Origin of the sequence: Dictyobacter kobayashii (genome assembly GCF_003967555.1) — a bacterium.
Lineage (GTDB): Bacteria > Chloroflexota > Ktedonobacteria > Ktedonobacterales > Ktedonobacteraceae > Dictyobacter > Dictyobacter kobayashii.
The window spans coordinates 1568118-1582119 of record NZ_BIFS01000001.1 but is presented as its reverse complement, the minus strand read 5'-3'; the positions used below and the strand labels follow the sequence as shown (position 1 = coordinate 1582119).

Annotated in this window: 9 protein-coding genes and 1 pseudogene; 1 reads left to right on the top strand and 9 read right to left on the bottom strand. The window is 53.8% G+C overall.

Annotated elements, in window-relative coordinates; translation table 11 throughout:
* Window positions 1–155 precede the first annotated feature (155 nt).
* The 4 genes and pseudogenes from EL645_RS06985 to menC form a co-directional block, all read right to left on the bottom strand.
* A pseudogene (locus tag EL645_RS06985) lies at window positions 156–1408 on the bottom strand (ABC transporter substrate-binding protein).
* A gap of 125 nt (window positions 1409–1533) precedes the next feature.
* Window positions 1534–2421 (bottom strand): carbohydrate ABC transporter permease, encoded by an 888-nt coding sequence (locus EL645_RS06975; protein WP_246035300.1) that lies wholly within the window; start codon window positions 2419–2421, stop codon window positions 1534–1536.
* A gap of 570 nt (window positions 2422–2991) precedes the next feature.
* Entirely contained in the window at window positions 2992–4515 is a 1524-nt protein-coding gene (locus EL645_RS06970) for an o-succinylbenzoate--CoA ligase (protein ID WP_126549348.1), read from the bottom strand.
* Window positions 4516–4643: 128 nt separating this feature from the next.
* Complete coding sequence (gene menC / locus EL645_RS06965; RefSeq protein ID WP_126549347.1) at window positions 4644–5849, bottom strand: o-succinylbenzoate synthase; 1206 nt, start codon at window positions 5847–5849, stop codon at window positions 4644–4646.
* A gap of 504 nt (window positions 5850–6353) precedes the next feature.
* On the opposite strand from menC, the gene EL645_RS39135 reads away from it, so the two are divergent.
* Window positions 6354–6518, top strand: coding sequence for a hypothetical protein (locus EL645_RS39135; protein WP_161977184.1), 165 nt, complete (start codon window positions 6354–6356; stop codon window positions 6516–6518).
* Window positions 6519–6577: 59 nt separating this feature from the next.
* On the opposite strand, the gene menB is transcribed toward EL645_RS39135, so the two are convergent.
* The 5 genes from menB to EL645_RS06940 all read right to left on the bottom strand — a co-directional run bounded on the left by menB (window position 6578) and on the right by EL645_RS06940 (window position 13961).
* Window positions 6578–7396 (bottom strand): 1,4-dihydroxy-2-naphthoyl-CoA synthase, encoded by an 819-nt coding sequence (gene menB / locus EL645_RS06960; protein WP_126549346.1) that lies wholly within the window; start codon window positions 7394–7396, stop codon window positions 6578–6580.
* A 135-nt stretch (window positions 7397–7531) separates the two neighbouring features.
* Entirely contained in the window at window positions 7532–8407 is an 876-nt protein-coding gene (menH, locus tag EL645_RS06955) for a 2-succinyl-6-hydroxy-2,4-cyclohexadiene-1-carboxylate synthase (RefSeq protein ID WP_218031773.1), read from the bottom strand.
* Between the two features lie 7 nt (window positions 8408–8414).
* On the bottom strand, window positions 8415–10241 hold the full coding sequence (menD, locus tag EL645_RS06950) for a 2-succinyl-5-enolpyruvyl-6-hydroxy-3-cyclohexene-1-carboxylic-acid synthase (protein WP_126549345.1): 1827 nt from the start codon (window positions 10239–10241) through the stop codon (window positions 8415–8417).
* An 8-nt stretch (window positions 10242–10249) separates the two neighbouring features.
* Entirely contained in the window at window positions 10250–11737 is a 1488-nt protein-coding gene (locus EL645_RS06945; RefSeq protein ID WP_126549344.1) for an isochorismate synthase, read from the bottom strand.
* Window positions 11738–12905: 1168 nt separating this feature from the next.
* Window positions 12906–13961: a DUF1648 domain-containing protein gene (locus tag EL645_RS06940; RefSeq protein ID WP_126549343.1), complete on the bottom strand. Its 1056-nt coding sequence runs from the start codon at window positions 13959–13961 to the stop codon at window positions 12906–12908.
* Window positions 13962–14002: the final 41 nt, after the last annotated feature.

The following is a 14002-nucleotide window of genomic DNA, read 5'->3' as shown; positions in this document are numbered from 1 at the left end:
ACTGTACGACAGTTCAGATTAGAACTGCCTTAACGAGGAGAATAATAACATAACCGCAACAGACTGTCAACACTTTTTGGCGTATTTTTTGAAGAAGCTGCGAATTAATAAGAAATGTCCCCCTTTCCAGGGGGGACGCTATGGCTGGTTGGTGGTTAAGTTAATTTGAAGGGACAAAATTGTTGCATCTGGGGTTGGATGCGAGCCTGGGCTTCGCTCAAGGCCTGCTGGGGCGACTTGTTGCCGAGCAGGACATCTTGTTGGGCCGTAGTCATGGCATCCCAGAGTTGCGCGCCCACAGGTAGTGGCACACGGCTATGCGAGTACTGCATCAGGTTGCCAAAGAACTTCTGCTGTCCCGCGAAGAAGCTCTGGTCGTTATAGAGCGATTTCCAGGTTGGCAGGTGCTGGGTGACCTGGGCATAGATGTGCTGCCCCTCTTCTCCCGTCATGAAGTGCATAAAGCGATAGCCACCCTCAGAATTGGGGGCACCCTTCGGCATGACAAGGGCGAAACCACCGGACCAGGTGAATGGTTTATCGCCCTGTTGCTGGACCGGCAGGTAGGTGATGCCATAATTCAGCTTCGGGGCATACTGCGTAAGGTTAGAAATGTTCCAGTTGCCATCAATCGACAGCGCCAGGTGGCCGGTCAGAAACGGTGTCTGGCTGGGTGGCGCATTGGGTGGCTGGTAGGTGGCCAGGAAGGTATCCACCTTCGAATAGTTCAGCTGCTGGGCCCATTTAGTATAATCCTGATAGGCCTGCATGATGGCGGGCTCAGTGAGCGTTACCTGGCAGGTCTGCTGATTATAATATTTGGCGCCGAAGTCCAGGGCCCAGGTAGCATGCTCGCCCTCACCAGCCCAGGGGATAAAGCCCAGCTGCGTATAGTTCCCCTTCGAATCGGTCTTATTAAGCTTCTGAGCAATCGACCAGAGCTTATCGATGGTCACCGGACCATTTGAAGGGTCCAATTGATTGGGATCGATGCCAGCCTGTTTCAGAAGATCCTTGTTATAGTAGATGGCGCGCGCATCCGTCTCCAGGGGCAGGCCATAGGTATGGCCCTGATACTGGGTCTCGCCCAGGCGAAGGGGAGATAGTTCTGCGCCAGTCCAGGCTCCTTGTTGGTAAAGGACGAGAGATCCTGTAGCAGCCCGATCGAGGCCTGCTGGCTGACCGTAAAACGATCGATCATATAAGCATCGGGTGGTGAGCCACCGCGTACCGCAGTAATCAACGAAGTCGAATCGCCCGTCCCCTGAGAGGGCATCCCGACCATCTTCACATGCAGGTCTGGATTCTCTTTCTCAAAAGCATCGATGACCGCCTGTTGGGCCTTTGTCGTAGTGGGATCGGTCGCCGTGGTCCAGTACACCACCTCATTGGATGGTCTGCCGCCCATCAACGAGCAGGCAGACAGGGCCGTCGCCAGCAGAAAGAGTGCCAGCAGCCCGACACAGAGGCGGGCAAAAGTATAATGCCGGTTATATCGCATGAGTGCATCCTCCATAAAAATCTTGATCTTGACTACTTAATACTGCCCATAGTCACGCCTTCAATGAAGAAGCGCTGGAAAATGAAGAAGAGCAGCACAATCGGCAAGACAACCAGGATGGAGGCTGCCATCAATAGGTTAAACTGGACATCGTGGGTGGAGCGGAACGCCTGCAGGCCAATCGAGAGCGTATGCATCGTATCATCCTGCAGATAGATCAACGGACCCATAAAGTCGTTCCAGGCTCCGACCGCTGACAGGATGGCGACCGCGCCCAGGGCTGGTTTAGCGATTGGCGTCACGACCTGCCAGAGGATACGCCACTCGCTGGCACCATCAATGCGGGCCGCATCCAGCATCTCTTTGGGGATCTGCAACAAGAACTGGCGCAACAAGAAGATATAGAAGGCGCTGCCCAGAAAGGCAGGTACCACCAGTGGAAGCAGGGTGTTGATCCAGTGCAACCAGGCAAAGAGATCAAAGAGCGGAATAATGGCGATGGGGAACGGGATAAAGATCGTCACCAGCACCAGGTAGAAGACCAGTTTGCGGCCACGCCACTCAATGCACGAGAAGCCATAGGCCACAATCAGATTTGATAATACAGCCCCGATCACGACCAGCGCCGTATAGACGACCGTATTCAAAAAGTATTGGAAAAAAGGGATCGTATTGACCGCCTGGACAAAGTTATCCCATTCCCAACTCTGTGGAAAGAGTGTAGGCGGCGTAATCGCCAGCTCAGGATTCGATTTCAGGGCGGTATTAAACATCCAATAGAATGGGACCAGAAACAGCAGCGACATCGCCACCAGAAAGATGCGCACCCCAATCTGCCTGGTCGTTTTTTTGGTCGCAAGCGCGCGACGCTTGCGCAACAGGGTGGGATCATCCTCTATCGTTACGCCTTGGATTTTCACACACCACATCCTCACCATTGAGTTTGCTTTGCAGCCAGTATTAATTCGCGCCCGATTTCGCATTTGAAATCACAGTAAACGATTACTTATTGCTTGGAACAGAGTATACCACACCAGGAGAAGATTTAGAAGCTTTTAGATCCGCTGTTCATCCAATTCCAGTTGAATTGAACACCATTATATGTATTCTTTTAGAAGAATTATATATAACCATTATATATAAGCTCTACGATTCCATGCATAAGGAAGAGAAAGCGGCCATGAAGGCCAATATTTTTCATTTAGCAAACCAGGCCGCAAGAAAAGAGATGCGCATAGGTTCGGCCCTCAGCGGCCGATTTGCCGCCCTCCGCAGAGCCGGCGGCCCCGTATCCCAGCGCCTGGGTGTCTCGTGGCATGACCCTTTCCTTCATGCGGTGCCTAAAAGCAGCGCCCGTGTTTGGGCACCGCGTGGGCCGAGGTCTCAGCGACAAACGACCGAGCGGCGAGGATACCGGGTCGCCCTACCGGGGCGACAATCGGGGACAAGCCCCGAACCTATACAATTCGTATTTCTTGCGGCCTGGTTTGCTATAGGAGTTTGGGGAGTTCGCGGCGCAGGAGTTTGCCGGAGGAGTTGCGGGGCAGTTGTTGGACGAGATGGATGGCGCGCGGTAATTTGTAGCGAGCCAGGCGTTGGGCCGCGTAGGCGAGTAGTTCGGTGGACGTGATCTGGCTGCCGGGGCGCAGGCATACAAAGGCGATGGGTACCTGTCCCCATTTGGCGTCGGGTTGGCCGCAGACGCCCGCTTCTTCAACCTCGATGTGGGCTAACAGGGTGGCTTCGATTTCAGCTGGATAGATATTTTCTCCGCCCGAGATAATCAGGTCATTGCGCCGGTCCAATACATAGAGGTAGCCTTCATTGTCCAGGTAGCCAACATCACCGGTGGCTAACCAGCCATCCTGGATCGTGGCGGCGGTGGCGTCTGGGCGATGATCATAGCCGGTTGTAATGCTGGGACCTTTCAGGCAGATGACGCCGGGTTGGGTGGGTCCGACAACCACGCCTTCATCCATGATACGTAATTGGACGGGCAACAGTGGGCGACCGGCCGAGCCCAGTTTGCGCAAGGCGTCGGCAGGCGAGAGCGTGACTGCCTGCGAACAGGATTCGGTCAGGCCATACGTCTGGACGACAGGTACATTGCGACTGGCGCAATCCTCCAGGAGCGGCCGGGGGGCAGGTCCACCACCCAGGAGCACACAGCGTAGCGTCGCAGGATAGCGCTGCTGGCTGGCATCCAGCTCGGCCAGCATACGCTGGAGCATAATGGCCACCACCGAGATAATTGAGACCCCTTGCTCTCGGATAGCTTGATTGATGAGCCGGGCATCAAATTTTTCATAGACAATAATGCGAATACCGTAGATCACATTCTTCATTAAAATGGAGAGCCCGCCAATGTGGAATAGCGGCATACACAGTAGCCAGCAATCAGTATCCGCTTGATGACCGAGATTGAGGGCCGAGCCAACCGCATTCCACCATTGCATCTTATAGGTGATGATCACTCCCTTGGGGGTGCCGGTCGTGCCAGAGGTATACATAATGGCCTGCGTCGCTTCAAGCTCAATCTCATCCAGCAGGGGGGCATCGGGATCGTGGGGCACATTTAGCAGAGAGACCTGTTGCGTAGCCCGCTCAAGTTGTAGCCTGCCCTCGGCCAGCGTGGGTAGGGATTGCTGGATTTCTGTGGCCCGTTCTGCATAATGTTCATCAGAGAGCAAGGCCATTGCCTCAACATCTTGCAACAGCCAGAGCTGCTCATCCAGTGTCAGGCGGACATTAAGGGGTACCAGGATGGCTCCCAGGCGTATCAGGGCGTGTACACAGACGACAAAGGGGAGTCCGTTGCTGGCCAGCAGGGCGACGCGGCTTCCTTGTTGGATGCCTAATGTTGCCAGTTGTTGCGCCAGCTGGATGGCCTGTTGATTGAATTCTGCGAAGGTCCATTCTATTTCTGGTGTGCTGATTGCTATCTTTTGTGGTGTGTTGTCAGCGCTGCGCTGCAACCAGTTGGGAAGGTTTGTTGTTTCTTCTGTTTTGTTCACTTTTTTTGCCTCAATTATCTGTTGCCGCCTGATGGCGTCAACGGGAAAAGGAGGAGCGGGGGCACAGCCCCCGTTCCCCCAGTCAAGGGGCTGGTAGCCCCTTGCATCCCCACTGTTTGCGTCAACTATCAGTTGTCACCTGATGGCGGTTCTTTGAATCTCCATTTTGTCAGGGCCGCAGGGTCGGTGTGTACTCCGAGGCCGGGGGTGGATGGGACCTGGATGTGGCCGTGCTGGATGGATAAGGTTTCTTGTATGAGATCATCGGCTAGCATGGGTAGGGTGGCCAGGCCGCATTCCAGGGTTAGTTGGGGCGTGGCGGCGGCTACGTGCAGGGCGCTGGCAACGCCGATGCCGGCCTCGATAGTGCTGGTGATCACACATTGTACGCCTCTGGCGTTCGCTTCCCGTATCATTTGCTGGCTCTGGCGCAGGCCCCCGGCGAGCTGGGGTTTGATGATAAATATTGTTGCGGCCTCGGCCTCTAATACGCGTCGAGCACTGGCTAGATCCGAGAGCACCTCATCGGCGGCAATTGGAATGGTTACAGCCTGGCGCAAGGCGGCCATTCCCGCCAGGTCAGACCTGGGCAAGGGCTGTTCTACATACTGGATGGCCCACTGTTCACAGGCCGATAAAATAGAGCGCGCCAGCTCAAAGTCCCAGGCTTCGTTGGCATCCAGGCGCAGATGGACGGTAGGGCCAATCGTCGTGCGTACGGCTGCAATGAGCTCAATGGTCTGCCGTAGCTGCGGGCCGACCTTGAGTTTGATACAGGAATAACCTTGAGCAACCGCCTGCCTGGCCCGCTCAACCGCCGCATCCAGGGTCTGAGAACCAATGACGGTATTGACTGCAATGGTGTGACGTATCTGAGATGAGGCAAGCTCTAACGCGTGGGTGGTTGGTGCTTCGTCGAGTGTCGGGAGGGCGAGCAGGGTGGCCAGGGAACAGCGATAGTGCCGGCCCAGCGCATCCAGAATAGCTGTTTCCACTCCACAGATTGCCGTGGTAGGGAGCGTTCCATGCAGTTGCGCTAAATGTTTAAGGGCGGCGGGTAGTGTCTGGTCCCGCAATTGTAGTGCCAGGGTGGGCAAACAGGTCAGGACATCCTGTAATGTGCCGCCACTGAACTCAGGCAATGGGGCACATTCGCCACTGCCAATTGATCCCGTATTGGTCTGGATCTCAATAATTACACCGCTGCGCGTAGCCAGCTCCTCATGGGCGCTGGTAAAGCTAGACGGGAGCGGAACGCGATACGGTATCCATGTAACCTCTCGAATGCTCGGAAGATCCCTTATTGTTAGTCTGAAATGACCGGCGCTGCCCAATTTTAATCCTCCAAATTACCTCTTCGTCTCCCACCTGAAAAAGCGATAATAAACGCTATTCTAATAGGCTGGGTATTATGCCAGATAAAATTCGTTTAAGGCTCCATTAGCATGAAATCCCAATAAACAAGTCATGTACGTGTGGGGCTTGCCCCCACTTCTAACCCTCCCCACCTGAAAAAGCGACAATAAACGCGATTCCAATAGGCTGGGGATTGTGCCCGATTCTCCTTCCCAATCGAATATGCAATAAGAAGAGCGATAAGCAGATATTTAACTAGACGCATAGCATTATTCTTGTTGGTTTTTCGAGCGGGAAGGTCAAAAGCGGGGGCAAGCCCCGCACGTACATGGTTTGTTTCTTGTTGCGTTCGATTTATCCTCCCAGTGCGAAACGATTCCGGGCCGATTCTATATATCTTTATATTTTTGCATTGTGATGATAATGTAGAGAGATCAATTCGTTTATAAAAAGAAAGATATAAAAAGTAGAAGGTAGACCGTATGCAAAATTATCAATCGCCCAAACGACCAGCTTTCGTCCCCCGGAAACCAACCAGCCAGCCAGTCAACGTCGGAAATTTAATTGGTGTGCTCGTGGGCATACTACTAATGCTGCTTGGTGTACTGGGGCTCTGCTATTGTGTCTTCCTCTACTTCCACCAATAATAATGCTGGTAAAAGAGGCAGGTGATCACCTGCCTCTTTTTTTATGTCAGCGACCAATTTTAGGGCAGGCGAGGGAATTTCGAGAAATCAGGTTTGCGCTTCTCAAGGAACGCATTCTTGCCTTCTTTGCCTTCTTCGGTCATGTAGTAGAGCATGGTGGCATTACCAGCCAGCTCCTGGATACCAGCCAGGCCATCGGTATCGGCATTGAAGGCTGATTTCAAGAAGCGCAGCGCGATCGGACTCTTCTCCAGGATCTCCTGGGCCCATTTAACAGTCTCTTCTTCCAACTGTGCCAGGGGCACAACTGTATTGACCAGGCCCATATCCAGGGCTTCCTGGGCGTCATACTGGCGGCAGAGATACCAGATCTCACGAGCTTTCTTATGACCCACCACGCGAGCCATATAGGTTGCTCCCCAACCAGCGTCGAAACTACCCACGCGTGGGCCAGTCTGACCAAAGCGAGCATTATCGGCAGCAACCGTCAGGTCGCAGAGCAGATGCAAGACATGTCCACCACCGATGGCATAGCCAGCCACCATGGCGATAACTGGTTTGGGCAGATATTTGATCACCTTTTGCAGCTCAAGTGCATTCAGGCGGGGAACACCGTCTTCGCCGACATAGCCACCCTCGCCACGGACGCGCTGGTCGCCGCCAGAACAGAATGCTTTATCGCCCTGGCCGGTGAAAATAACCACACCGATCTCGGGATCTTCGCGGCAGAGGATGAATGCTTCGATGAGCTCATTGAGGGTTTGTGGGCGGAAGGCATTGCGTACTTCCGGGCGGTTAATGGTGATTTTGCCCATGCCATCGGCCTTCTCAAAAATGATGTCTTGATAGTCACGAACTTTTTGCCATTCGACTGACATATATTGTCTCCTTGTAATATATACTATGCCGACTAATGCGGCGAGATAAAGAAAACGAGGATGGAGGCACAACCGCTGGTCTCCCAGTCAGTGGGCCAGGATTCTCTGTATTTCTGCCTGCTTTGTTCACTATTATTATTGCACAGTGTGACAGAATTTGCGGACGATATTTTCGAATACTTCCGGTTGCTCAAAGTGGATAGTGTGTCCGGCGCCGGGTATAATGCGGTGCTGGGACTGTGGAAAGTGTTCGGCCATGTCGCGAGCTACTGCACAGAATTTTTGATCGTCTTCTCCTGTAAGCAGGAGGACCGGAACCGTGATTTCGGCCAGGCGATCGTGGATGGCTGGTTGGGCGCCAGTGCCAACGCCACGCAGGCTGTTGGCCAGTCCACGCGTATTGTTGCGCAGGCGTTGTTGGCGCAGGGTGGCCCGCGCCTTGAGCGGCAGCCGCTCCTGGCTGGCAAAGATCGGGCGGCGTTCCCAATAATCCACAAACGCATCGATGCCATAATCTTCGATACAGGCGGCGAGCGCTTCATCGCTACGGCGGCGCTGTTCCCTCTCCTCGGCCGAGGCTAAGCCAGGAGAAGCACTTTCCAGGATCACGGCCCTGAAATAGCCCGAGAGCGCCGTATAGAGGGCGATACGTCCACCCATTGAATAGCCAACCAGGATCGCCTTACCAGCGGGAACCGCCAGGGTATGCAGGGCGGCCAGAATATCCGCCTGACAATGTTCCATAGTATAGCGCTGGGGATCATCGGGTACACTCGAATGACCATGTCCCAGCATTTCCAGAGCGATGATATGCATACCTTGTGTGGCTAAATGCTTCAACAATGGTTCCCAACTGGTCGCGCAACCCGTAAAGCCATGGACAAAGACAACTGTTGGCTGGTCTACAGCCATGTCCTCAGCCTGATTGTATTGAAGCAGGCCCATTTGTACTCCATTGACCTCGATTTGTCGGATCACGTTCTCTCGATGCTGGGGAATGTGCATACCCATTGTCTGTTTAGTCCTCCTGGTTACGAAGCGCACTCCCTACTGCCTGCCACAATTGACGATGCATAGCAACATTACTGGTACGCTCGGTGCGCAGCTCAATAACATGGAGTCCTCGCGTTTGAATACTCTGCTGGAATGTTTGACGAAAAGCGCTCCAGTCGGCTGGCCGTTGATATGTGCCACCATACATCTGTACTACCGGCTGAAATTCAAGCCCCGTTGGAGTGCCAAATAACTGTTCAAAATGTTCTGGATAGGCGGCCTGTGGTAGAAACGAGAAGATACCGCCCCCATCATTATTAATTAAGATGATTACCAGGTCCAATTGGTGTAATCGTGCCGCCAGCAATCCATTGAGGTCATGGAAAAAGGAGAGGTCTCCAATGACCAGGACCGTAGGGGTGCGCGCCTGTTTGCCCGCGCTGACACCGAGGGCGCTTGAAATGACGCCATCGATGCCATTGGCACCGCGATTGCCAATGGTGGAGATGGTCTGTGGGCCACCCCAGAAAAATGTATCCATATCGCGGATCGGCATACTGTTACCGGCAAAGAGCGTTGAACCCTCGGGCAATAATGCTGCCAGCTCGGTGAAGACACGCCCCTCAAAAGGGGCCTGGAAATCCTCAATCGCGGCCTGCAAGGTCTGGCGCGTCGTCCGATCCGTCTGTAGCCAGCCTTGTAGCCACTCATCACCGCGCACAGGTGGTGGTGTTAAGCGCGCCGTCAGCTCCTCACAAAAGGCGGCTGGCCGGGCATGGATCATATGGGTGGCCAGTCTGGTTGGCTCATTCCAGTCTCCCTGAGCATCGACCACGATCTGCGGGCAATCGGCATAGCGGTTAAGATAAAGCAGGAATGGTTTAGCCACCGGCATGGCCCCAAAGCGAATGACTAGCTCAGGCACAAAGCGCTCGGTAAAGTCTTCCAGGCGCAAAAAGGCATCATAGCTGCTCACAATCAAGCTCTGATCATGCGAGCCGCCGCGCAGCTGTGACAGTGGATCAGCCAGAATGGGATAGCGCAGGGTGCGGGCCAGTTGCAGGAGAGGCGTTGTCAGGGTGGGATCGAAGGAGGGTCCAACCACAATCAGTCCGTGGGCGGTCGCGCGGGCCTGTGCTGCGATCTGCTCTAGATCTTCGTCGGCGATACTACCCAGCGGGGCATCGTTCACGCGCACATAGGGAGCATTTTCAGCTCTACCTTGCCAGAGAATGGGATCGCGCCGCTCAACTGGTGGTAAGGGATGATCGGGCAAGGGGGCGGGCGTCAGTGGTTCACGGAAAGGCAGATTGAGATGGACGGGACCAGCTGGAACAGCACGCGTCAGGGCCGCCGCCCGATCTGCCAGGGTGCGAATATAGCGCAGGGCCTCATTGGTCGCTTCGGGCAAGGCCACCTCAACAAACCATTTGACATGCGTTCCATAGAGTCGATTCTGATCAATGGCCTGGGGTGCCCCGGTCTCACGCAACTCGTGAGGCCGATCAGCAGTCAAAACCAATAATGGCACATGGGTCAGCTTAGCTTCAGCTATGGCAGGTAAGAAATTGGCTGCCGCAGTCCCAGAAGTACAGACCAGGGCCACCGGTTGTCCCGACTGTTTTGCCAGTCCCAGGGCGAAAAAAGCGGCCGAGCGCTCATCTACATGCATCCAGGTCTTGAGGCCGGGATGGGCCGCGATCGCCATCGCCAGCGGTGTTGAGCGCGAACCGGGACAGATCACAATATTATGGACAGCCGAGCGTTGCAACTCATCGATAAAAGCATTCACATACGCATAGGTAGGATTCTCCGCCTGGAGTGGATCATTGATTGTATTTACTTGTGCCATAGAATTTCTCACATTTCTCCGCCGAGACCACGTAGCATCACTTGCAGCTTCAAGCAGGACTCCTGATATTCGCTTTCAGGATCGGAATCGGCCACAATACCACAGCCAGCAAAGAGCGTGGCCTGGTGGCCCTCCACCAGCCCTGAGCGCAGGGCGACCGCGAATTCCCCATTGCCCCCGGTCCCGATCCAGCCGATGGGGCCTGCATACCAGCCTCGATCCAAATGCTCATCTTCACGAATTGAAGCCAGAGCAGGGATACGTGGATAGCCGCCAACCGCCGGCGTGGGATGCAGATCCTCAATTGCCTCCAGGATGCTATGTCCGGGTTTGAGATTGCCCATGATCGGTGTTTCAAGATGCTGAATATTCTTCAACTTGAGCAGCCGTGGCGCATCTGCTACCCAGACGCGTGAGCAGAGGGTAGAGAGGGCATCATGGATCGTCGTCACCACAAAGTTATGCTCACCCTGATTCTTCTCGCTCTTCAACAGCTCCTCGCCAAAGCGTTGATCTTCCTCAGCAGTCGCGCCGCGCGGAGCTGATCCGGCCAGGGCCATGGTCTGAATCTGACCATCCTCACTACAGACCAGGCGTTCGGGGGTCGCGCCCACAAAATAGCGTTTGCCGCGCTGGATGGCGAAGACATAAGCACCTGGATAGGACTGGCTCAAGCGTTGCAGGGTGCCATCCACATCAAAGTCTTCTTCCTGTGCCACCTGCACGCCGCGAGCCAGCACCACCTTCTCAAATGCACCGGCGCGGATCTTCTCCACAGCCCGGGCCACCTGTTTTTTCCATTGCTCGCCGGGCAGCAGATCGTGTACAGCCAGCTCACTGGCCTGCCGGGCCTCATCCTCGCTGACCGCCGTGGCTGGCTGGCTGGCCTGTAGCGCCAGCGCCAGTTGTCGTAGGGTCCCCACAACATTATCCGCGCGCTGCTCAAAGGCGTCATCAGCGCCGATCAGCGCATTGATCGTCAGGGCCGCCTTATCTTCATCGGAATGAAAAAGCAGATAAGGGAGGATCAAGAGACCGTCGGGAAAACCTTCCCATAGAGAGGTATGAGTTGTGAGCGTGTCAAAGGTAAAACCACCCAGGAGTACGGGACCAGAAGTGTACGCAGGGAGGTCAGCGGATACCTTTTCTATAATCGCATGCTGGCGGAGCTCGCGCCAGGCCGCAGCGGCCGTAGCCACTCGTTCAGGGCCAGTCGTCACAATCGTCGTTGCCTGTCCAACCCCAACCAGCGCCCGCTCATCCGCGGAACGTGACCAGAAGAAACGATCGCCCAGGTTGAGATGATGGAAGATAGTAAACAACAATTGTGGATCATAGACAGCCATGGGGAACGTAATGCTGACCAGAATCTGGCGCCCTAGCTGGGCCGCGCATTCCGTAGCTTGCTGGAACGTTGTCACAAAATGGTCTCGGTCATAGAGAGGGGACCCCGAATGATTTGTATTACACGCATTATCAGTAAAAGCTATATCCATTTATCTCACCAGAAGTATGACTGATTATTGTATCAAAAGCAAGCAGGCGATCATAGCAAATATACTCATCTATGAGCCAGATAGGGTGGGTCAGGAGATGTAGAGAATCACAGCTTGTTGCCAGTCCTCTGCACATCCATGCTACTGTTGACAATCCTCTATCTAACCACCAGACCGTATGCCAGTCACGCCTATAGAGACAGTAACATATTAATCAGAGATAACAGAAGTATGACTGGGCGGGGCGACATGCCGCGGTGGTGGAAAAGCCAGAAGCCAAAAGCAGTGCCTGTAGTATTATAGCACGTCATTGAAAAACAAACCAAAGTCCCATTGTTTCGGCCCGGCTTTTTCATGTTCCTCTTTGGCGCCTGCTGCGCCGGGTTGGGGGGGCGGAGTGCGTGTGGTGGGCGGCTGCGGCCGCCCACCACACGCACTCCATCCCTGAAATAATGTCCATTTTATCGCTTGCTCGTGATCTCTGGATGAAGTTGAGAGGATTCTCAGCGGGAGGTGTATGCGCAATGGGTTGATTGCTGTTTCTCATTGCAGCATGTTGCTAGTGTAGCAGGAGGTGAGAAAAATGTCAATAGTTGTGAAATAGACGAAAAAATATTACACAATACTTTTTGGTTGAGAAAATGTCAGGGGCGACTGCTATATCGATTAACGTTATCGCTAGAGAAGTAATATATAATTTATTATATATTACATTAATCGATAATCGATAGGGAGGAGACTCAAGTCTCCTTTTTTGCGTAAAAGTCTCCATTTTTGAGAGTGGCGAGCTCGTAAAAGTCCTCGTTTTGTCATTCAGGTCTCCTTTTTGCTGTAAAAGTCCTCATTTTGGTTGGCAAAGAACAATGCGACGGGTCTCCTTTTTTGCGTTTGGGTCTCCTTTTTGCCGAGAGGTCCTCATGTTGGCAAAGGTTAATAAATGGTTACGGGTCTCCTTTTCAGGTTACGGGTCTCCACTTTTTTGTTACAGGTCCTCGCATTACAACACTGAAAATTCATGTGATAATGCTGTCTATATTTATTGAATTGGATTTATTGGGTCGCCAAATGGGCTAGCCTTTAAGGCTAAAAAGAGCAGGAGACCCATAGCTGCCAACCAGCGGCTATGGGTCTCCTGCTATGTATATGCGTAGTTCTATTTATAGGATTATTAGTGTCTGAGTAAGATTGGCAATAAGGATGAGATGACGATGATCAATATAAAGGCGACCGTAACGATCTTACCGGTGGTGTTGCCGAAGTTGATGGTCCAGCCAAGGCCCATGCGCTTTTCGACCCAGAGGGCGGGATCGTCAGGATTATAATAGAAGAGGCCGCCAATCCAGTAGCGGTCGTCGTCGCGTGCCACAAACTTTTTGTCTGTATCTGGTCGTGGGCTCTGGCTCTGGTTCTTGCTAGCGACCAGGCGTGTCAGGTAGACGATGACCCCGGCTATCACCAGGAGGGTGATGGCGATAACCACAGGCAGGACAACGACTGAGCTGCTCTGTGGTAGGAGACCAAACTCAAGCAGCGCTGTAAACAGGAAGATGAAATTGGTTGTGATAGCAATAACCAGCAGTAGTCTGCTGGTGCCTTGCCGCAACGCGTGCTGACGCTCAAGGTCTGCCTCAGGATTGGCTGGATCGAGCTGCTGGCGTGTATGGGGCAGGTAATAGGCCAGGCCATATAGCAGGGCTGTAACCAGCAGCGCTGGCAGTGGAAGCGTCCAGAGCGCCACTGCTTTGTCGGTCCACTGGTTGGGCTGCCCATCGGCGCCAAAGTGGGTCGGGATCATCGCTGGCAAGGCTGGATAGCGCAGAATACCGATCACGATGATTGCGATCAGGATCAGCAGTGAAGGCAGGAACCAGACCAGCGAAGGACGGCGAACCGCGGATTGTGAGCGGCCGATATCCGCCATTACCGCCTGGTGCAGTCCATGATACCAGTCCTCGCGCTCCTTCACCTGCGCGATACGTTTATGTGCACTATAGTAATTGAAGTAGACCAGCACCGTTGTCACCAGGATGCCACCCAGGCTTGTATAGATCAGTGAATTATACATTGCAAAGAACCAGCTGGCGGCTCCCACTAGCAATGCGATCACAATCAAGCCAGTTGTATAGTCGCGTTTAACGTGCGCGATTATTGGTGCGCCGACGCGATCGGGGGGATACGCACCCCAAATGGCAGTGTTGGAGGCATGATCAGTGTCCAGGACCATGCGGAAATGACCAGGATGAGGGAAATGATGCTCATAAGTAT

Excerpts from the sequence above, each read along its gene's own strand:
- menB (WP_126549346.1), bottom strand. The coding sequence starts at position 7,396 with ATGTCAGTCGAATGGCAAAAAGTTCGTGACTATCAAGACATCATTTTT.
- menH (WP_218031773.1), bottom strand. The coding sequence starts at position 8,407 with ATGGGTATGCACATTCCCCAGCATCGAGAGAACGTGATCCGACAAATC.
- EL645_RS06940 (WP_126549343.1), bottom strand. The coding sequence starts at position 13,961 with ATGGTCCTGGACACTGATCATGCCTCCAACACTGCCATTTGGGGTGCG.
- EL645_RS39135 (WP_161977184.1), top strand. The coding sequence starts at position 6,354 with ATGCAAAATTATCAATCGCCCAAACGACCAGCTTTCGTCCCCCGGAAA.
- menD (WP_126549345.1), bottom strand. The coding sequence starts at position 10,241 with ATGGCACAAGTAAATACAATCAATGATCCACTCCAGGCGGAGAATCCT.
- EL645_RS06945 (WP_126549344.1), bottom strand. The coding sequence starts at position 11,737 with ATGGATATAGCTTTTACTGATAATGCGTGTAATACAAATCATTCGGGG.